Raw genomic sequence first — 20,356 nt, 5'->3', positions numbered from 1 at the left:
TCTGATCTTCTTTCCCAGCACTATGGCTACCAAATCTCAGGACAACACTTCCCAGGACCCCGCCGCCGCCCTCGACCCCAAGGCAGGCGCCCACCTCACCGACGAGCAACGCAAGCACCGCGAGGAGCTGTACGGCTACCAGCGCGACGAAGAAGGCACGCTGGACACCTCGGCCCGGCTGGAAAACGAAACCACCGGCATCCCAACGGGCAGCTCCACCACCGGCCCTGACCCCGACACGGGCAGCCAGACCGATGAGCTGCTGCAGCCGGACTTCAACAACCCCATCGACGACAACAACCGCTAGTCTGCTGCCTGCAGCCCCCGAAACAACGCCGCCTGGTACATGCCGGGCGGCGTTGTCGTGTGCCGCCCGCCCAGGTTGCATGCTACCGGCTTACCGCTTACCTTCTGCCCGCCGTATTGGGCAGCATCTGTCTCATCACCTGTCGCTGCCGCTATACCCTCCACCGCTCCTTTGCTTATGGCCTCTCCCCTGCTGGTTCTGACCGATTTCTCACCCGCTGCCGACAAGGCACTAACTTACGCCGACGCCTTAGCTGCTCACCTGGGCTCTTCACTGGTGCTGCTGCACGTGCGGCGCTCTTCCTGGCTGGACCCGGAAGTATTTACCGGCCGGATTTCGCACTTGAGCGAGGGAGAAATTGCCGCAGCCCTGGCGGAGCGCGCCAGCCGCCTGCGCGTGCCGGTGCGGGTAGAAGCCGCTGCCGACCAGGTGGTGCCCGCTACCTGCCAGGCTGTAGCCCAGCACCGGCCCCTGCTGGTAGTGGTAGGCAAGCCCGACACCGAGCACACCCCCGACCCGCTGGTGCACACCACCTCGCTGGAGCTGCTGCGCGAGTGCCGGGTGCCTTTGCTGATCGTCCCCCTGCACAGCAATGCCACCGTGCCACCTAACCACCTGCTGCTGGCGGCCGACAACCTTCCGCTGCACTTGGAACCAGCCATAGCGGCGCTGCCCCGGCAGCTGGCCCCGCAGGCCAGGCTCACGCTCACCCACGTAGTGGAGCCCGAGGAAAGTGACTCCTGCGCTTCAGCCCACATAGCGGTGCAGCAAACCGGCCTGCTCCAGGGGTTCGAGCAGATCCGGCCCTACGGGATGCGTCACCTCAGCGTGCCGGAAGGCATTGCCCAGGCCGCAGTCGAAACCCAGGCTGATCTGCTCGTGCTGCTGGCCCGCCGGCACAGCGTGCTGAGCCGCCTGTTTCATAGCAGCGTAACGGCGGCATCCATTCTGCGCGGCACCGTGCCCATGCTGGTATTGCCGGCCGGAGAGTAGGAAAACAAGGTCATTGGACGGCTCGGGCGGACGGGCGGCTCCGTACCAGCACGGAGGGCCGAGTGCGGGGTAGCGGGCAGACAATATGCCTTCTGGCGCGGATTGACGACGGGCTCAAGGCAGGGTTTCTTTGTAGAAAGCAATCCTGCTGATCCGGCCTCACCTTCTGCCCCATGCCTACTCCCCGTTTATTGTTTGCTACAGCCTTGCTGGCCGGGCTAAGTACCCCTGCCCTGGCCCAGCGCCTCGACATCGAAAAAACGCACGATGTATCGGGCAAGGCCCGGCGCGGCTACCTCTCCGACGTGCGCGTGAACGAGGCCGCCAACCGCATCGACCTGGAGTTCTGCACCAAGAGCACCGACAAGCAGGTGAAAACGCAGACCTACCATTTCGACACGAAGTACAACCTGCTGGGCGTGGACGAAAACACCATTCCGGTGGAGAAAGTGAAGGGCTACCGGGGCGAAAACTACAGCAAGGAAGGCGTAACGCTGGCCCTGAGTGACCCCAGCGCGGGCATGGGCGCTATTCCGATGCTGGGGATGGTGAATGCCCTGAAAAACCCGGCCGGCACGCTGCTGCTCCAGCGCAAGCGCATCGACTACAAGTGGAGCTGGCTGGGCGGCGGCTACCGCAAAAAGATAAAGCTGCTAGGCACCGAAAAGCCCAAAACTGAAAGCGGGGCCGGCTACCGCCACATTGCCCACGTGGATGATGACGTGAATGGCGGTGTGCTGGTACTGGCGGCAGAAAACCTGAAGCTCAGCAAGATGAGTCAGACCAAGCCCGGCTACCACCTGCTGTACTTCAACAGCCAGCTGGAGCTGGTGCGCGACACCTACCTGGAGCCGGATGGACTCACGGCCCAGACCTTTGTGCAAATGGACGCCATTGGCCTCGACCAGGATGAGGAAGCCGACGACAGCCAGCAGCCCGCCCGCGACGTGGCCATTATGCTCACGTACCCGAAAGGCGCCGGCAAGGACAAAGACAAGCACCCCGCCACCGAGTACCAGTACCTGCGCACTTCCGCCGACGGACAGGTGAAGGAGAAAATCCGGGTGGATGCGCCCGTGGGAGCCTGGCTGGTAAGCGGCTTCATTCCGATGACCGATGGCAGCGTGCTGGCCTACGGCCCGGCCAACGACTCGCCCGACAAGCACTACGCCGATGCCCTACCCGACGCCAAAGATGGCATGACGCCGGAAGAGGCCTTCAAAGCCAAAAACTTCCTGCTGGGCAAGATACAGAAAGGCGCCGTAGCCTGGATTACCAAAACCCCGCTCAAGGAATTTGAAGACAAGCAGCAGGTGCCGGCCGGCCAGAAACGCACCCCCGACTACACGGGCAAGCGCTTTATGGTGCGGCAGGCCCTGGAAGCCGGCAACGGCGACATTCTCATCAGCGGCCAGAACTTCAAAGTACACGGTGGCGGGCTGGCCGGCAACAAGATGCTCAACACGCTGGCCGGGGGCTCACCGGCCGGACCGGCCCAGCCCACCCGCTCCTACGCCGACCTGCTGCTGTTCCAGTTCAGCGGCCAGGGCCAGCTGCGCAGCCAGTACGGCCTGCGCCGCGCCGAAAACAACGATGCCGCCTCCGCCAATCCTACGTCGCAGTTTCTGACGCCCACTGCCAACGGACAGGGTATTTACTGGCGTGTGTTTGAAATTGATGGGTGGCGCACTGTGGATGAAACCCAGAAAGGCCTGTTCTCTATCACCGAGAAAGAAACCATCATGTATCCCAGCGTCACGCGCATTGAGTTGGCCAAGGCCACCATTGGCTCACAGAAGACGTTTGGAGTGACCAAGGAAGGCAAGTACTACGTCAACAACCATTACCAAACCCTTGATATTGGCGACGGCCGCAAGCAGATCGTATATTTTGGCGAGAATAAATCCGGTAAGACCATGTGGTTTGCCCAGATGCCCCTGGAATAACGGAATAACCCATCAGAAGCGCCGGTGCAGCTTTTCGCCGCCACCGGCGTTTCTTACGTACTGTGCCCTAGTCTTCCGGCCTTTGCTATTTCTGAGTGCTTATGTATCCCGCTTCTGCTTTCGTGGCTGCCCCGAGTATTCCCGTCCTGCTGGTCGATGACCACCAGCTGGTGCTGGAAGGTGTGCGGGTGCTGCTGCAGGATGAAACCGACCTGCCCGTAGTGGCCACCGCCAACTCCGGCGCCGAGGCCCTGCGCCGACTGCGCGACCACCCGGAAGTGCAGGTAGCCGTGGTTGACCTGAACATGCCCCAGATGTCGGGCGTGCAGCTTACGCACGCCATCCGCGAGGCGCACCCCCAGGTGCACGTGCTGGCCCTGAGCATGTTTCACGACCACGCCTCGGTGCAGGAAGTGCTGGCCGCCGGGGGCTCGGGCTACCTGCTCAAAAATACCAACGCCGCCGAGCTGAGCACTGCCATTCGGCGCGTGGCGGCCGGCCGCACCTTCTTCAACGCCGAAGTGGGCGCGACCCTCCTCGACCACCTCGACGTGCCCGTGACCCGTGAGCAGACCGACCGGCCCGTGCCGCTGACTACTCGCGAGCAGGAAATTCTTCAGCTCATTGCTGGGGAGTATTCCAACGCTGACATTGCCGACAAGCTTTTCATCAGCGAGCGAACGGTGGAAACCCACCGCAAGAACATCTTCACCAAAACCAAGTCCAAGTCCATCGTGGGCCTGATTCAGTACGCGCTGCGCTACAAGCTGATTTCGGTGTAGCCGGCTGGTTTACGATTTACTTACCTGTCGAACCAAGGCGGGGCCGGAGCAACTCGTGCACTGACGTTGGCTAGTCCAGTGTCAGTGCACGAGTTGCTCCGGCCCCGCCTTGGTTTGTACGAAGTTCAACCAAAAACTATCAGGCAGACTGACTGAGGCGCATGGGGGCAAGCTGCCCGGTTTGCGTCGCCAAGGGCACTTCCAGCGTTACAGTGGTGCCGTGGCCAGGCGTGGTGTCGATGTGGGCCCGCCCGCCCAGGTAGGTCAGGCGCGTCTGAATATTGCGCAGCCCGATGCCCCCGCTTTTGCCCGGAGCCAGCGGGTCGAAGCCCACGCCATCATCCTCCACAATAACGGTCAGATCGGTTGGGTTGCGCACCAGCTGCAGAGTAACATGCTGGGCCTGGGCGTGTTTGATGACGTTCTGCATCAGCTCCTGGATTACGCGAAACAGCACGCTTTCCATCGTGGGCGGCAGCCGCTCCTCGTTCAGCCCAAATACCTCTACCTCAATGTGGGGGCCGCTATGGTAGGTGGTCATTTTGGCGGTCAGGTCGCGCACAGCCGCGGCAAGGCCCTGCTTCATGAGGGCGTTCGGCATGAGGTTGTGCGAGATGCCGCGCACTTCCCGGAAGGACTCATCCACCACATCAATAGCGTTATGCAAAAGCGCAGCCTGGTCCTCAGCAGAGCGGGAGCCTCGCTGGTCGAGGGCGTGCAGGTTGAGCTTGGCTGCCGTGAGCAGCTGACCAATACCGTCGTGCAGATCGGAGCCGATGCGGCGCCGCTCGTTTTCCTCGGCTTCCAGCACCGCTGCCACCCGCCGGTGCTCCTGCTGCTGGCGTTCCTGCTCGTGAGCCACCTGCTCGCGCAGCCGCTGCCGCGTGTAGAGCAGCCAGCCCACCAGCCCCAGCAACCCCATCACCACCAGGCCGGCCAACAGCTGCACGTTGCGGCGGCGCAACAGCTGCTGCTGGGTGCGTAGCTGAGCGGCCTGCAGCTGGTTCTGGGCTTCCTTGCGCTCCGTATCGTAGCGCACCTGCATTTCGGTTATCTGACGGGCGCTGGCTTCATTCAGCAAAGAATCCTTTACCTGCATCACCTGCTGCTGAAACTGGTAGGCCTCGGCGTAGCGGCTCAGCTGCGCGTAGGCCGTGGCCAGTCCCTGCAGAGCCGTGCGCACGGCCTCGGCCGCCTGGATGCGGCGGCTCAAGCGGCGGGCTTCCTCAAAATAGGGAACGGCCGCCGCCGGCTGGCGCTGGCGCAGGGCCAGCTCACCCAGAGAGTTGAGGTTGGTAGCTACGGCCGCCTGGTCGTCGAGCTGGCGGGCCAGGGTGAGGGCACTCAGAAAGTAGGAGCGCGCCAGCTCCGCCTGCTGCCGGGCCCCGGCCAGCGTGCCCAGGCCGGCCAGGGCCTGCGCCTCATTCTGGCGGTCGGCGGCCCGCTGACTGATGCGCAAAGCGTGCTGGTAGTGAGCCTGCGCCGAGTCGGGCTGGTTGAGCTTGGCAAAGTCCTGCCCCACGATGTTGTGAGCCTGAGCGTCGTTGTGGGCGTCGCGGGTGCGGCCGGGCAGGTGCAAGTACTGCAAATGGTAGCGCAGGGCTTCGCGGTAGCGGCCCATCTGCTGGTACACCATGCCAATGTTGGCCCAGTCGGTGGCAATGCGTTCGGGCGTGCCGTATTTTTCCTCCAACTTCAGCGCCCGAATATACTGGCGCACAGCTTCCTGGTAGCGGCCCTGCATAGCCAGCACTTCGCCCACGTTGTTGATGGCCCCGGCCACGCCCTGCCAGTCCTGGAGGGCAGCACGCTGGCGGCGGCAGGCCTCGAAGTCGGCAATGGCCTCGGGGTAGCGGCCGGTGGTGGCGTAGATGATGCCGCGTAGAATGTAGGTTTTGGCCAGGCCCCGATGATGATTAAGCTGCCGGCCCAGGCGCAGGGCTTCGGTGGCCAGGCTGAGGGCGCGGCGCGGATTGCTGTCACGGTTTTCCCAGATCAGCTCATTGAGCGTATTCACCCGGTTGGTGTCGGGCGCGGCCAGCTGGGGCAGGCGCGCCTCCAGGGAATCGAGGCGGGCGTTGCGGCCGGCGGGCTGCGCAGCCGCCGAGGCGGCACTCAGCAAACTCATCAGCCACCAACCCATAAGAATGTAGCCGTTTCTCATACAAAGGCAAGGAATGCGGAACCTACAGGCGACGAAGAAACGCCCACAGCCAGCTGCCCCGCTACGAGCGAAAAGGGCCATATGCTCAGCGGAATAGCGGCCCACCTGCGTGCAATCAACTGAAATGAACCCATTATTACCTGCAGCTGAAAATCAATTTCACCCAAGAATGACAATATATACTTTCTATCAAATATTATTTTTCCGACAAGCCACCGTGCTGCCTAACGCTGAGCTTGCTCATCCCGGCTGACAGCTCCCGCTTCCACAAAAAAGCACCCCGGCAGGAAGCCCACCGGGGTGCTTGGATGCATGAAAAAACGGGGTGGCTATTCTCTCACCAGGCGCTTGACAACAGTGCCTTCGGCCGCCTGCAGATGCACGGTGTACACGCCCGTGGGCAGTGCCCGCAGGTCGAGCTGCTGGCGCACGACGCCCTGGCGAGGCCGGAGCGCGAGCTGCTGCACCCGCTGGCCGATGCTGTTGTAGATGACACCCGTTACCGGGCCTTGCTCCTTCAGCCCGTGCACTTCCAGCGTGGCAAACCCGGTAGTGGTGGGGTTGGGATACAGGGCGGTGCCGTCCTGCAGCGCCGCCGGCGCGGTAGCCGTTACCGAACCCGCGCCCAGCCAGAGGTAGAAGCGCTGGCGCACGGAATCGGGGTGCAGGGTGAAGGCGTACACTGAGTCGAGCGAGAGGTCCTGCTTGCGGTTGAGCAGGCGGTCTTCCAGCAGCACGCGGGTGCCGGCGGGCAGGTTCAGCTGGCTGGTGAGCACGAGGGTGTGCCGACCGGCTTCGCTCACGCGCACGCCCAGCGGAATGGCCTGGCCCGGCAGCGCGGGTAGCCCGTTGATGGACAGGGCATCGGCTCCGGCCTGGCTCCAGATAGTGGGGCGGCCGGCGCCGTTCTGCGTCACCTTGTAGGCATCGAAGTTGGCCTGGTAACCTTCGCCGGCGCCTTCCTGCAGGTAGAACACGGCTTCATCGGCCAAGCCCTGGGCACTGCGTGCTTCGAGGCGAACCACGGGGCGCTTCTCCTGCGTGCTGCGCTGGTAGGCAGGGCTGGTGTAGGATGTGTGGCGCACGTCGTTGGTCAGGTTCATTTTGGCCGAGGCCGAAGAGGCCCGTACCAGGAAGCCCTGCATAGCCGCCACGTCCTTGTTGCCACCATTCTGGCCCACGCCGTTCACGTAGCCGCGGTAGGCGCCCGTGTACTTGCCCGAGGGCACGAACACGTAGAGGGCATCATCCACGCCGGAAAGCATCCCACCCGTTTTGCGCACCACGTCCCAGTCCATGGGGGCGGGGTACGGGTTGCCGGCCAGGTTCCAGCCGGCGCCAAGTTGGGTACCGCGCGTCATGGAGTAGCTCACGTTGCCGTTGCTGAGCACACCCGAAATATCCACCACCGTGGTAGGCAGCGTCTGGGCCGAGTAGCCACGGCCGGGCACCAGGTTTTCACTGGCCGAGGGCACCATCCAGCCTTGGGTGAAGGTGTTCTTCTCGGCGGTGAGGCGGGTTTCCTCGTAGCGGAACAACGTTGGGAAGGGCGTTACGGTGTTACCCCGGGTGTTGTAAGCCGGGTTCAACTCAAACACCGGCAGGTCGTCGGCAAACTCCTGCACGGTGGCCGTGCCGAGCTGCATGGGCGAGCTGTAGTGGCGGTAGCCGGGAGCCCCCAGGCCGGTAATAAACCGCTCCATCGTAGCCCGGCCCGTCACCGTGCCGCCACCGGCGGGGTTCACCACCATGGCGGTGCCCGAGGCGTTGGAGTGCAGGGTCAGGTGGCCGTCGGAAGCCAGGTTGCCGGTTGTGAGCGTGAGCATATGCGTCACGCCCAGGTTCGAGGTGCAGCCTACACCGCTGCCGTTCTGCACGTGCAGGTCGTAGAAGCGGATGGGTGTGGTGGTCGTGCCGCCCAGGGTTTGGGCCGTAGTACCCACGCAGTACCAGGGGTAGGTACCCACGTTCACCAGGCCGCCGTTCGTGAGGTTGCCGTAGAGGTACACCGGGCCGTTGCAGGTCAAACCCACCGTGTTCTGCACGTTCAGGCCGTGGAAGCGCAGCGTGGCCGAGCCGCCCATGGTCTGGGCCGTGGTGCCGTTGAAGTACACCGTGTAGGTAGCCGGGTTGAAGGGCCCGTTGCAGAGCCAGTTACCGGCCACGTAGATGTCGCCGCCGAGCAGGCAGCCGACCAGGTTAGCCCAGGTTACGTGGTGGAAGGTGGTCTTGGCCGAGGCACCCGTGGTGGTAATGGTTTGCTGGGCAGTGCCGTTGAAGGTCACCCCGAAGCCATTGCCCGAGAAGATGCCTGAATTCAGCCAGTAGCCGCCCACCGTAATGTCGCGCAGCAGCTGCACGTTCACCGCGTTGGTAATCTGCACGTGGTGGAAGGCCGACAGCACCGTGCCGCCGATGGTCTGCAGGGCCGTGCCGCTGAACAGCACCAGGTAGCCATTGGCCCGGAAGCCGCCGTTGTTTACCCAGTTGCCCGTCACCCCAATGTTGTCCAGCAGCGTCACGCCAGCCACGTTGGCAAACGTCACGTCGTGGAAGCGCGTCTGGCCAGAGGAGCAGGTAATGGTCTGCGCCAGCGTACCCAGGAAGCGGGTGCGGTGGCCGCAGCCGCAGAACTTGCCGTTGTTCACGAAGTTCCCGGTCAGGTCGATGTCGAAGTCCAGGTTCACCCCTACCGTGTTGTTAAGGGTGAGGTGGTGGAACACGCTGATGGCCGTGCCGCCAATGCTTTGCAGGGCGGTGCCGTTGAAGAACACCGTGAAGGCGTTGGCTGCGAAGGTAGCGCCGTTGTTGAGCCAGTTGCCCAGCAGCGTGATGGCGCGGTCGAGGCGCACATTAGCGCCCGAGGCCAGCGTGAGGTGGTGGAACACCGTGTTCACCGAGCCGCCGATGGTCTGGAGTACCGAGCCCTTGAACGTCACCAGCTTGCCGCCGTGCGCGAAGCCGCCATTGTTGAGCCAGTTGCCGGTCAGGAAGATGTTGTTCTGCAGCGTCACGCCCAGCCCGTTGCTGAACACCACGTGGTGGAAGGGGAGCGTACCCGAGGGGCAGTAGATGGACTGAGCCGATGTGCCGTCGAAGTACACCGTGCGGGCACCCGCCGCGAAAACGGCCAGGTTGCGCAAATCACCCCGCACCCGGATGTCCTGGAGCAAGCTCACTCCTACCGCGTTGTTGAAGGTGAGGTGGCCGAACACCGTCACCGCCGTGCCGCCGATACTCTGCGCGGCCGTGCCGTTGAAGGTCACCAGGTAGCCCGCGCAGCTGAACACGCCATCATTTACCAGGTTGCCCTTGATGAAGATGGGTCCGTTGATGCTCACACCCACGTTGTTCAGGATGGTGAGGCCATGGAAGGTGCTGGTGGCCGTGCCGCCGATGAGCTGGGCTACCGTGCCCTCGAAGATGACGCGGTAAGTAGCCGGCGAAAACACGCCGTTGTTCGTCCAGTTGCCGCCCACAATGCGGATGTCGTTGCCCAGCGTGACGCCCGCCGTGGTGTTGTCGATGATGACGCCGTAGAAGGGCACTATTACCGAGCCGCCGATGAGCTGATTCACCGTGCCGCCAAAAGTCACCACGTAGCCGTTGGCCCCGAAGGTGCCGTTGGTGGTCCAGTTGCCGAGTACCGTCACGGCCCGGTCGAGGCGCACGTTGGCGCCCGTGCCGATGCTGATGTGGTGGAAGCGCGTGAGGGCCGTGCCGTCGATGGTTTGCAGGGTGGTGCCCGTGAAGAACACCCCGTAGGTGCCCGCCGCGAAGCCGCCGTTATGCACCCAGTTCCCGTTCAGGTAGATGTTCGAGAGCAGGGTAACGGACGTGGGGTTGTCGAAGTACAGGTGGTAGAAGCGCGTGGCCGCCCCGGTCAGAATCGTCTGGGCCGTGGTGCCCTGGAAGTACACCGCGTACAGGCCGGCCAGGAATTTGCCCGTACCCAGCCAGTTGCCCAATACCGCAATCTGCTGGTTCAGCGTCACGCTCACCGCGTTGCCGATGCTGATGTGGTGGAAGGTGGTGTTCACCGCGCCGCCGATGGTTTGGGCCACGGCACCGTTGAAGTACACCGTGTAGCCGCCGTGCCCGAAGCCGCGCGTGTTCACCCAGTTGCCCAGCACGTAGATGTTCTGCTGGAGCGTCACCGAAATGGCGTTATTCCAGGTTACGTGCCAGAAGTTGTAGGTACCCGCGCCGCTGAGAAGCTGCGCCGCCGAGCCCCCGAACACGCAGGTGTAGCCCGTGTACACGCCGCCCACCAGGTTGTAGCCGTAGAAGGTGCCCGCATTCACGAAGCCACCCAGCAAGGTCACATTCTGCAGCAGCCGGACCGAGGCCCCGCTCACGATGTTCCAGCCGTAGAAGCTCAGGTTCGTGTAGCCGCCCACCGTCTGCACCACGCCGCCCGTACCGTTGAAGTACACGGTGTAGGCGCCCGGCGCAAAGGTGCCGGAGTACATGTAGAAGTTGCCGGCCACGTAGATGTGCGAGGCCAGGCTGATGCCCGCCGCGTTGTCGGCGTAGAAGTGCCAGAAGTAGGTGGTGCTGTTCACGTCGATAACCTGGGCCACCGTGCCGCCAAAGCGCACCCAGTAGCCGCTGGTCACCCCACCGGCCGTGTAGTAGCCGTAGAACACGCCCGTGTTCACGAAGCCGCCCAGCACGTAGATGTTTTGGTGCAAAGTCACCGAAACGGGGTTCTGGAAGGTTACATCGTAGAAGTTCGTCACCTGCGTGCCGCCGATAATCTGGGCCAGCGTGCCGCCGAAGATGACGGAGTACGAGTTGGCCAGGAACTGCCCGTTGTTGATCCAGTCGCCCAGCACCAGGATGCTCGACACCAGCCTTACGCCCACCGTGTTGTTGATGATGACGTCGTAGAAGGTGGTTTCGGTGGTGCCGCCAATGGTTTGCAGCACCGTGCCGTTGAAGACCACCGTCTGCGTATTCACCGTGAAAACGCCGTTGTTCACGAACGGTCCGCCTAGGCCGATGCCCGCGTTCAACGTCACGCCCACCGAGTTCAGAATGGTGAGGCCGTAGAAGTTGGTGAGGCTCGTGCCGCCGATGAGCTGCACAACCGAGCCGCCAAAGGTGGTTCCGTACGTACCGGCCACGAACACGCCGTTGTTGGTCCAGTTGCCCAGCACGTAGATGTTCTGGTTGAGCGTGAGGCCTACCGTATTCGACACCACCACGTGGTAGAAGTTCGTCACCACCGAGCCGCCGATGACCTGGCCCACGGTGCCGTTGAAGTTCACGAAGTAGGTGCCGCCCACGAAGCCGCCGTTGTTCACCCAGTTGCCGGCCACGTAAATGCCCGTGCCCAGGCTCAGGCTAACCCCGCTGTTGATGGTCACGCCCCCGAAGTACACCGCCGACGAGCCGCCCACGGTTTGCGTGCCCGAGCCCGCGAAGACGTAGGAGCCGCCGCTAATCCAGGTGCCGTTGTTCACCACGTTGCCGTAAATCGTGAACGACGACGACACCCGGAACGAAGCCCCGGACACCACGGTGATGTTGCGCACCACCGCGCCCGAGCCCACAATCACCGGATAATACGTACCGATGCCGATGGTGACGATGCTGGTGCTGGTGGGTATCTGCCCGCAGCTCCAGTTGCGCGTGTCAAACCAGTCGGTGTTGTAGCCGCCCGTCCAGGTGTAGCTCACGGCCTGCACCGTCAGGTTGCTGCCGTTGTCGTTGGCGCTGGTCACGGCGGGGTTGGTGGCCTCCACCCGGATGCGGTAGCTGGAGCCAGCCGCCGCGCCACCCGGAATGGTAGCCGCAATAGTACCGCTGGTAACCGCGCCGCTCTGGCTGAGCGTGCCAATCACCTGCGTGCCCGAGCCGAACGAGCCGCTGCTGTTGGAAAGAACGGCCCGGAACTGGTTGCCGCCTGCAAAGGTGCCGCTGCTGGTAAATGGTACGCTCAAACCCGAGCCAGGGCAGAACGAGCCCGACACCGAACCTGTCGTAACCGAAGCGGTGGCCTGGTTCACGGTTACTACCACGCTACGTTCCAGGGTACAGTTGCCCTGGCTCACAGTCAGCGTGTAGGTGCCGGCGTTGGCCTGGCTGGCGAAGTTGATTTCCGGGTTAGATTGAGTGGAAGTGAAATTAGGGCCACTCCACTGTAGAGTGGCTCCCGCTGGTACCCCCGCCGAGCTAAGCGTAATGGTGCTTCCCGCTGCTACCGGTGAGTTTGAGGAAGCCGTTACGCTCGTCAGGTTGGAAATGCCCCACTGCCCGCTTTCGGGGCTGGTGAGGCTGGGGTTGCTGCTCACTAGACGCACCCGGTAGCCTGTGCCGACTGTAGTTGTGCCAGGTACCGTTACCCCCACCGAGCCGCTGCCCGCGCCCGTAAAGTTCGCCGTACCAATGGTAGTTGGCGCGGCAAACGAGCCGCTGGCATCAGACAGTTGCGCCGACACCGTGCCGCCCGCTGTCAGGCCGCTGCCACCAACCGTGAAGCTGAGACTGAGGAAGTTGCCGGCGCAGGTTTGCCGGGCAGCATTCGTGTTTAGCGTCAGGGTGGGGCTGCCCGGCGTTACCGTTACCGAAGTGTTGGTTTTAGCGGCGCAGTCACCTAGTCTCACCGTGAGGGTATACGTGCCCGCGTTGGCCTGGCTGGCGAAGTTGATTTCCGGGTTCTGCAGCGTGGAGCTGAAGCCGTTCGGGCCGCTCCAGGCATACGTGGCCCCGACTACGGTCTGGGCCGAGAGCTGAATGGTGGCGTTGTCGGCCACCGGCGAGTTGCTCGAAGCCACGGCCGTCGGGGCCGGGTTGATGGTCAGGTTCGAGCCATTGTCGTTGATGCTGGTAATGGCCGGGTTGGAGCCCACCAGGCGCAGGCGGTAGCCCGTACCAGCCGGCGTATTGGCTGGCAGCGTAATGGCTACGGAACCATTGCCCTGGCCGGTGAAAGCTACGCTGCCTACACTGGTAGGCGCGACAAACGAGCCGCTGGCATTCGAGAGTTGGGCCGTGATGGTGTTGCCCGCCCCGAAGGAGTTGCCCGTCACCGAGAAGCTCAGAGTGATGCCGTTGCCCCCGCAGAATGTGCCGCCCGGCTGGCTTGTCATCGTCAGGATGGGGTCCGTAGAGGGGTTCACCGTTACCTGGGTAGCCACGCCCGCGCTCTGGCAGCCGCCTACCGTCACGTACAGGGTGTAGGTGCCCTGGTTGGCATTCTGCGAAGCCCCCGTGATAGTGGGGTTCTGCTGAGTGGAATAGAAGTTGGGGCCATACCACTGATAGGTAGCGCCAGGCACCGACTGAGCCGTGAGTTGAATGGTCCCCCCGTACGCCACCGGCGAGTTCGACGCTGGCACTGCCGTGGGCTTGGTCGTCAGGCTGATGTTGGAGCCGTTGTCGTTCTGGCTGGTTACGCCCGGGCTGGAGCTTACCAGCCGGATGCGGTAGCTCGTGCCCGTGGCCGCGCCGGCCGGAATGGTGACGAAAATCGAGCCATTCCCCTGCCCTTCGAAATTAGCCGTGCCAATGCTGGTAGGCGTGGTAAACGAGCCGCTGGCGTTGGACAACTGGGCTGTGATGACGTTGCCGGGCTGGAAGTTGTTGCCCTGCACCGTGAAGCCGAAGCTGAACTGCTGACCTGCGCACCCCGAGTAGCCAAACTGCGCCATACTCAGGATGGGCTGAGCCGAGGGCTGCACCGTCACGCGCACCGAGGCGGAATCCTGGCAGCCCAGGCTGTTGCTCACGTACACAAAGTAGCGGCCGCTCTGCGAAGGCTGGGCGTTGGCCAGGTTCAGCGTCTGGCCGCTGCCCACGTAGCCCGTGCCCCCACCATTGGCGTAGCGCACGTACCACTGGTAGCTGCTCTGGCCCGTGGGGCCGGCCGTAAGCTGAATGGTGCCATTGTAGGGCACGGTGGTCTGAGTTGCGCCGGCCGTAGCCATGGGCAGGGCCCGCACCGTCAGGTTCTGGGCGTTGCTGGTGCCGGTTATTTCCGGGTTGGAAGCCACCACCCGCACCCGGTAGCCCGTGCCGGCCGGCGTGCGAAAGGCAATGGTATCGGTGAGCACACCCCCGTTGGCGTTCTGGCTGCTCAGGTAGCCGTACAGGCGGCTGCCGGCGGTGAAGTTGCCGCTGGCATCGGAGAGCTGGAAGTGAAACTGGTTGCCGGCCGTGTACGAGGCCATGTTGGTCGTGAACGGCACCGAAATAAAGGTGGTGCTGCAGAACGAGTTTGACGACACCGTGCCGGTAGCAATAGTGGGCGGGTACGTATAAGAGGCCGCCGAGCAGGCCGTACCGTTGGGCGTAGTCACGCACAGCTGGCCGGTAGAGCCGCCGGCCGGCGCCACCGCCGTAATGCTGGTAGCCGAATTCACCGTGAAGCTCTGCGCATCCACCCCGTTGAATTTGAGGGCCGTAGCACCCGTCAGGTTGGTGCCCGTAATTTCTACGCTGGTGCCCCCTGCCCCGCCCGGAGGCGTGAAGGAGACGATAGTAGGCCCGGCGCAGTTGAAGTAATACCCGCCTACACCCGAAATAACGGCGTACTGCCCGGCACCGTTCTGCACTACCAGGCGTAGTACCCGCGCACTCACGGGAGTAGCCAGGGTGCGGGTTACGGGCGTGGTCGTGTTGGCCAGGAAGCTGGTGGTGTACGTGTCCTGGGTGGTGTACGTGCCACCCACGCTTGGAGCGGTTTGCACCAGAATAGTAAAGCTGCTGGAGCTGCTGGGCGTAAGCTTGTAGCGCACCTCGCTAACAGTCTGACTGCTGCCAAAGTCGGCCTGGAGGAGGCTGCCGTTGTAGCCGTAGAACGTGTTGCTGGTGTTGGGCGAGGCCGGGTCGGTGTTAAACGCGGTTTCGGCCAGGCCATTGGTGCTGCCGCCGTAGCCGTAGTTGGCGGCCGACAGGCCCGCCACAAAATTAGGCGAGGAGGCGCAACCGTTTTTCAGAAAGCTCCGGTTGGTTACCAGGCTCCACTTGCCGTTGGCATCGCGGGAGCGCACGAACAAGCGGTGCGTACCGTCGGCCAGGGCGCTGGCATCGGCCGCAAAGGAAAGGCTGCTCAGGTTTGGAGAAGCCGTGACCGGCACGTTGGTACCGCTACCAAAGCCGGGGTCGGTATCGAAGTAGTACTCCACCCGATTGATGTTGGGCGCTACCGCCACCGTAGGCTCGTAGTAGAAGCTGCGGGCCGTCGTCAGGCTCCACTTGCCGTTGGCATCCCTGGCCCGCACGCTTAGCGTATGAAAGCCAGCCGACAAGCTGCCCAGGGCCAGGTTCAGGGAGATGTTGCTGACGTTGGTACCCGCCGTGATGGGCACGTTGGTGCCGCTGCCAAAACCGGGGTCAGCGTCCAGGAAGTACTCCACCTTCGTCACGTTGGGCGCTACCGTAGCTTCGGGCTCGTAGTAGAACGAGCGGCGCGTCGTCAGGCTCCAAGAGCCGTTGGCGTCTTTCGTGCGAATGCCCAGGGTGTGAAAGCCAGATCCGTAGCTGCTGATGTTCAGCGCAAACGCCAGGTCTGCTACCTGGTCATCCGGCGTCAGGGCCACGCTGGTAGCATTGCCGAAGCCCGGGTCCGTATCCACAAAGTACTCCGCCCGGGTGATGTTGGGCTTTGTGGTGGCTACGGCTGGCTCGTAGTAAAAAGTGCGGCGCGAAGTTAGGCTCCACTGGCCGCCGGCCGAGCGCGAACGGACGCCCACAGTGTGAAAGCCCGCGCCGTAGCTGCTGATATCCAGATTGAACGTGACGCCCGAAAGCGTGGCGGCCGGCGTAATGGGTACGCTGGTGGCACTGCCAAAACCGGGGTCGGTATCCACGAAATACTCTACCCGGTTGAGGTTAGACGCGGTGGCCGTGACGGCGGGCTCGTAGAAGAAGGTCCGGTGGGTGAGCAGGCTCCAGGCACCATTGGCATCCCTGGTTCGCACCGCCAGGCGGTGGAATCCGGCGTCGAGGTCCTCTACATTCACCTGGAATGCAAGGTTGCTCAGCGTAGCGGCGGGGGTAGCAATGGGGATAGAAACGGCCGTCCCGTTGCTGGGGCTGCCATCGAGGTAGTACTCGGCCTGCGTGATGTTCTGGCTCCGCGCGGGCGTGGCACTGGCTATACTGCCTAGCAGCAAGCCCAGCCACGCGCCCGTACGGCCACACCACCCCCGTCCCGGCAGCAGTGTGCGGGTTACGGTTTGCATCGTTGTGCGGGGTTAGGGGTTAGTTGTTGGAGCGCGTGCTCAGGTTCACGTTCAGCGTGTTGCCGTTCACCGTCTGGCTGAACTGGTAGATGCTGGGAATAGCCGGAATGCCCGACAGCTTATAGGGCGTGTTGCCACCGAAAGCCCCGATATCGGCGCCGCTGGTGCCGGCTCCTTTGGCGGGGTTGCTCGCGCTGGTGTTCAGCTGATACCAGGCATCATACTGGTTGCCGGAGCCCAGCACAAACACGGCCGAGGGCTGCACGTTGTTTTTGTTGCCATCAGCCGTAGAGTAGCCGGTGCCCTGAAACAGGTTGTAGCTGTAAAGAGAATTGTTAGGCGTGAAGGAGCTGCCGATGTAGTTATTGGTGACGTTGAAATCCTTGAGGGAAAGGCCGCCCAGCACTACGTTGTTGGTAAACTCGCCCGAGGCATAATTGGCCAGGTTCACGGAGCCCGTGATAATATTATTGGCAATCAGCACGTTGTTCATCACCGCGCTGTAGGGCTGAATGTAGGTCACGTAATTCTGCCGGATGCTGACGTTGTTGGCGCCGGAGCTGTACCCGGTATAGATATAGTACAGGTTGCAGCGCTGAATCATCAGGTCGCTGGCGCCAATGTACCAGTAGCTGCCCGAGGTAAGCCCGGAAATACTGGTTCCGCTGGCCGAGCTGGGAATATAGAGGTAGCCAACGGTAGCCGAAGTCGGATTGGCCTGCAGGCCCGCATTCTGACCCAGAAAGTAGCCTGGCCCCACAATTGTGAGCTTTTTAGACATAGACAGGTCACCGTAGTTTGTGGCCGAGGGCTCCACCTGAATAATGTCGCCGGCGGCGGCGGCGTCGTGCGCGGCCTGCAGGGTGCTATAGATGTTGGTGCCGGTAATACCGGTGTTGTTTACGCGGCGGATGGTTTGCGCCAGGGAAGCGGGAGCAGCCGCCAACAGGGCACTCAGGCCCACCAGCAGAAAAGCGTACAGTTTTTTCATGGTCGTAAAAGAGGAAATGAAAGGTGTGTAGAAAGACAGCGGCTGGGGGCTAGGCGCGGCGCTTTTTCAGGCGGGCCATGCCCAGGCCGACGCCGGCGGCCAGCAGCAGCGAAGCGCCCCCGTCAATGGGCACGGCCGTGGGGCTGGCCGGGGCCGGGCCGCCTTCGTCGTCGGGGTTCTGGGCCAGGGCAAGGCCGGGGAGCAGGGCCAGGCCCACGAGAAGCAGGGCGCGGCGTAGCAGGTGGGAAGTGTGGGGCAGCAGGTGCATAGAAAAACAGCGGAAAAAGTGAGTTGTAGAGAGCTTGCTTGGGGCAGGTTGATCAGCGCGTTGGCCGACACTTTGCCGGGGGTAAAAGTGGGCATTCTGCCCCCCCGTGCGCAATCCGGGCCATGCGGCATTTTGCCCTACCCCCCACCCCGTAGCCCCTATCCGTACCAGCACGGAGAAGCCGGACCAGCCACTCCCCAAGGAGCAGCCAATCCGGCTTCCTGCCGTTGTTTTTCAGATGTTTACTTGTCCTCTACCAGCGCCACCCCAGCTGCGCCCCGGTATAGTAGCTGCGGCCCGGCGCGGGCTGGAAATACCGGTTCCCAAAGGCGTTCAGGTCGTTGCCCAGGCTGTAGCGCCGGTTGGTGGCATTGTCGATTCCCGCGTATACGTCGGCTTCCAGGTGGCCCGGCAGCGGGCGGCGCCACCCACCCCGCGCTCCAAACGTCCAGTAACCAGCTGCGTAGGTTGTGTTGGCATCGTTGAGCGGGAGGCGGGCCTGGTGGCTGAGCGTGGGGCTGAGGTAAAAGCCCATGCGTTCCGAGAAATCGAGGCCGGCCGTGAGCGTGTGCGGGGCGGCCCCGGTGAGGCGGTTGCCGCTGAAGTCGTTGCCGCCCGCCGCGTACTGCCCGAAGCGGTAGTGGTTATAGGCATAGCTGGCCCAGGCGCGCAGGCCGGTAGTTGAAATCATTGGCAACGGCCCACTTGCGTTTTGAACTGAAGCGCTGGCAATTGTTGCCTGTCGCCACAGCCAGCCGCTGAGGGCTGCCTCTACCCCGCGCTGCCGGGTGCGGCCAGTGTTATAGAACAGCTGCACACCCTGCGCGTTGGAGCGCGTCACAATGGTTTGGCGCAGCTGGAAATCATACGCCGCTACATCAAACGACAGACGGTTCTGAAACAGCTGCCCGCGCGTACCTACCTCGTAGCTGGTGCCCCGCTCGGCCTGCAGCGCCTGGTTCAGGGAGCCATCCGAGGGCCGGATTTCCTCTTCCGTGGGCGGCGAGAAGCCCGAACTCACGCTGGCGTACACCGATACCAGCGGCGTCACCTCCTTCAGCAAAGCCAGGCGCGGCGACACCTCCGGGCGGAAGCTGCGCGTGAGCTGGTATTCCTCCTGGGTGCGGGCGCGGCCCGAGAGGCGGCCGAGGCGGTAGCGTAGGCGGTTATAGCTGGCAGCGGCCGTCAGCAGGAAGCCGGCGGGCAGCTCCCAGTCGGCTTGGGCAAACAGGAACCCGGTGCTGGTTTGGATTTCGTCGTCGTAGCGCAGGGTATCGGGCTGGCCGCCGCGGTTGCGGTAGTTGCGGGAGCTTTCGAAGGATGCTTGAGCCTCGGCCCCGGCCGCCAGGCGCAACACGCGGCCCGCCAGCCGGGTGCGGTAGCCCAGGGCCGTGCGCCCACCTCCGCCTACCTGGGTGTTGCGCTCATAATCGGCCACAGACGCCGTGCGCACGGCGCTTCCGCTACCGTAGAGCGTAGTCGTAAGCGTGAGTTGCTCGCTGAAGCGGTACTCATAGGTGCCGCCAAGCAGGGCCGTGCGCGAGGCGTAAAAGGCGTTTTGCTCCACGGCACCGGGCGCGGTGGTCGTGGCGGGCCGGGCCAGCCGGGGGTTGGCCTCAAACTGCGCCCGGGTAAGGGAGCCGGGCAGCTGGTAGTCGATGTCGGAATACAGCAGGTGGGCCGAAACCGTTTGCTGGGCGTCGGGGCGCCACGTCCCGTCCAGGGTCAGCACGTCGCGGCGCAGCGCGCTGTGCTGGCGGTAGCCGTCCAGGGTCTGGCGGGCGTACTGGGCGCGCAGGCTCTGCACCGAGTCGGCGGTTTCCAGCGCCACGGTGGCCCGGCGCAGCCCGAAGGAGCCTACGGTAAGCCCTACTTCGGCCCGGGTGACGCCGGGCGTGGGCTGGCGGGTAGAGAACAGCGCCACCCCGCCCGTGCCGGCTCCATACACCGAGCCGGCGGGGCCTTTTATCACCTCTATGCGCCCCAGGGTAGCCACGTCGAGCAGGTTGAGGGGGGTGCTGCCGCTGGCTTCGGTGAAAGGCAGCCCGTTGTAGTACACCTTCACGTTGCGCACGCCAAACGGGGAGCGGAGCGTGCTGCCCCGCACGCTCAGGCGGTAGCTGGCCGTGGCCCGCTCCTCCAGCCGCACGCCCGGCAGCGTGTTCACGGCCTGGGTGAGGTTGGCCGGGCTAAACCGGGTGATAGTGGCGGCATCGACCACGCCCACAGCGGCGGCGGTGCGGCGCAGGGGCAGCTGCTGGCCGTAGCCCGTCACGGTGGCTTCGGGCAGGCGCACGGTGCGGAGGGTATCGGGGGGCGTTTGGGCGCGCAGCATCAGGGGCAACAGCAGCAGCGGAAGAACAGCGTAGCGAAAAAGCATTCGGCGAAATCAGTGTAGCCTCCCGAACGCGGAAGCCGGCCCGTGGGTTGGCCGCATACGAAAACCAGTTGGTCGAACGTATCTTATCCGGGCGCTTTTGCATCGGGCGGCGCTATACACTATGACCTATCCTCTCTACCTTCCCCGCCGCCACCGCCGCCGGCTGTTCTTTCCGCCGGGTTTGCTGGCACTAGCCTGGCTGCTGTGGCTGGGGTGCGGGGTGGTGCTAGAACGTATAAATTCCCCTGAGCGAATTGTTCAATTGACTATACCGCTCTCTGCCTGCAATTCCTCAGCACCGGAGTCCCACGTAAGTTCCGACTGCTCATGTT

The 20,356-nt window shown here is 63.4% G+C and carries 9 protein-coding genes; 4 read left to right on the top strand and 5 right to left on the bottom strand.

The window, feature by feature from the left end:
- The first annotated feature begins 22 nt into the window (after window positions 1-22).
- The 4 genes from LRS06_RS17070 (at window position 23) to LRS06_RS17055 (ending at window position 4,028) form a co-directional block, all read left to right on the top strand.
- Window positions 23-307: a hypothetical protein gene (locus LRS06_RS17070; protein WP_257872594.1), complete on the top strand. Its 285-nt coding sequence runs from the start codon at window positions 23-25 to the stop codon at window positions 305-307.
- Window positions 308-484: 177 nt separating this feature from the next.
- On the top strand, window positions 485-1,300 hold the full coding sequence (locus LRS06_RS17065; RefSeq protein WP_257872593.1) for a universal stress protein: 816 nt from the start codon (window positions 485-487) through the stop codon (window positions 1,298-1,300).
- A gap of 173 nt (window positions 1,301-1,473) precedes the next feature.
- Window positions 1,474-3,246 carry a hypothetical protein gene (locus LRS06_RS17060; protein ID WP_257872592.1) on the top strand — a complete coding sequence of 591 codons (1,773 nt, stop codon included), beginning with the start codon at window positions 1,474-1,476 and terminating at the stop codon, window positions 3,244-3,246.
- Between the two features lie 101 nt (window positions 3,247-3,347).
- Window positions 3,348-4,028, top strand: a complete 681-nt coding sequence (locus tag LRS06_RS17055; protein WP_257872591.1) for a response regulator transcription factor — start codon at window positions 3,348-3,350, stop codon at window positions 4,026-4,028.
- Between the two features lie 139 nt (window positions 4,029-4,167).
- Here the strand turns inward: LRS06_RS17055 and LRS06_RS17050 are convergent, their stop codons facing one another.
- The 5 genes from LRS06_RS17050 to LRS06_RS17030 form a co-directional block, all read right to left on the bottom strand.
- Window positions 4,168-6,192 (bottom strand): tetratricopeptide repeat protein, encoded by a 2,025-nt coding sequence (locus LRS06_RS17050; RefSeq protein WP_257872590.1) that lies wholly within the window; start codon window positions 6,190-6,192, stop codon window positions 4,168-4,170.
- 329 nt (window positions 6,193-6,521) lie between these two features.
- Window positions 6,522-16,385, bottom strand: coding sequence for a T9SS type A sorting domain-containing protein (locus LRS06_RS17045; RefSeq protein ID WP_257872589.1), 9,864 nt, complete (start codon window positions 16,383-16,385; stop codon window positions 6,522-6,524).
- A gap of 19 nt (window positions 16,386-16,404) precedes the next feature.
- The gene (locus LRS06_RS17040) at window positions 16,405-17,376 is read right to left on the bottom strand and encodes a hypothetical protein (RefSeq protein ID WP_257872588.1); all 972 of its coding nucleotides are present in this window, start codon (window positions 17,374-17,376) and stop codon (window positions 16,405-16,407) included.
- 49 nt (window positions 17,377-17,425) lie between these two features.
- Window positions 17,426-17,644 (bottom strand): PID-CTERM protein-sorting domain-containing protein, encoded by a 219-nt coding sequence (locus tag LRS06_RS17035; protein ID WP_257872587.1) that lies wholly within the window; start codon window positions 17,642-17,644, stop codon window positions 17,426-17,428.
- A 253-nt stretch (window positions 17,645-17,897) separates the two neighbouring features.
- Window positions 17,898-20,024, bottom strand: a complete 2,127-nt coding sequence (locus LRS06_RS17030) for a TonB-dependent receptor (RefSeq protein ID WP_257872586.1) — start codon at window positions 20,022-20,024, stop codon at window positions 17,898-17,900.
- Between the last annotated feature and the right edge of the window lie 332 nt (window positions 20,025-20,356).

The organism is Hymenobacter sp. J193 (genome assembly GCF_024700075.1).
Taxonomy (GTDB): Bacteria; Bacteroidota; Bacteroidia; order Cytophagales; family Hymenobacteraceae; genus Hymenobacter.
Note: the sequence above shows the minus strand (reverse complement) of the source record. Positions and strands in the feature narration are given on the sequence as shown.

Excerpts from the sequence above, each read along its gene's own strand:
- LRS06_RS17065 (WP_257872593.1), top strand. The coding sequence starts at position 485 with ATGGCCTCTCCCCTGCTGGTTCTGACCGATTTCTCACCCGCTGCCGAC.
- LRS06_RS17070 (WP_257872594.1), top strand. The coding sequence starts at position 23 with ATGGCTACCAAATCTCAGGACAACACTTCCCAGGACCCCGCCGCCGCC.
- LRS06_RS17040 (WP_257872588.1), bottom strand. The coding sequence starts at position 17,376 with ATGAAAAAACTGTACGCTTTTCTGCTGGTGGGCCTGAGTGCCCTGTTG.
- LRS06_RS17060 (WP_257872592.1), top strand. The coding sequence starts at position 1,474 with ATGCCTACTCCCCGTTTATTGTTTGCTACAGCCTTGCTGGCCGGGCTA.
- LRS06_RS17050 (WP_257872590.1), bottom strand. The coding sequence starts at position 6,192 with ATGAGAAACGGCTACATTCTTATGGGTTGGTGGCTGATGAGTTTGCTG.
- LRS06_RS17055 (WP_257872591.1), top strand. The coding sequence starts at position 3,348 with ATGTATCCCGCTTCTGCTTTCGTGGCTGCCCCGAGTATTCCCGTCCTG.
- LRS06_RS17045 (WP_257872589.1), bottom strand. The coding sequence starts at position 16,385 with ATGCAAACCGTAACCCGCACACTGCTGCCGGGACGGGGGTGGTGTGGC.
- LRS06_RS17030 (WP_257872586.1), bottom strand. The coding sequence starts at position 20,024 with ATGCTTTTTCGCTACGCTGTTCTTCCGCTGCTGCTGTTGCCCCTGATG.
- LRS06_RS17035 (WP_257872587.1), bottom strand. The coding sequence starts at position 17,644 with ATGCACCTGCTGCCCCACACTTCCCACCTGCTACGCCGCGCCCTGCTT.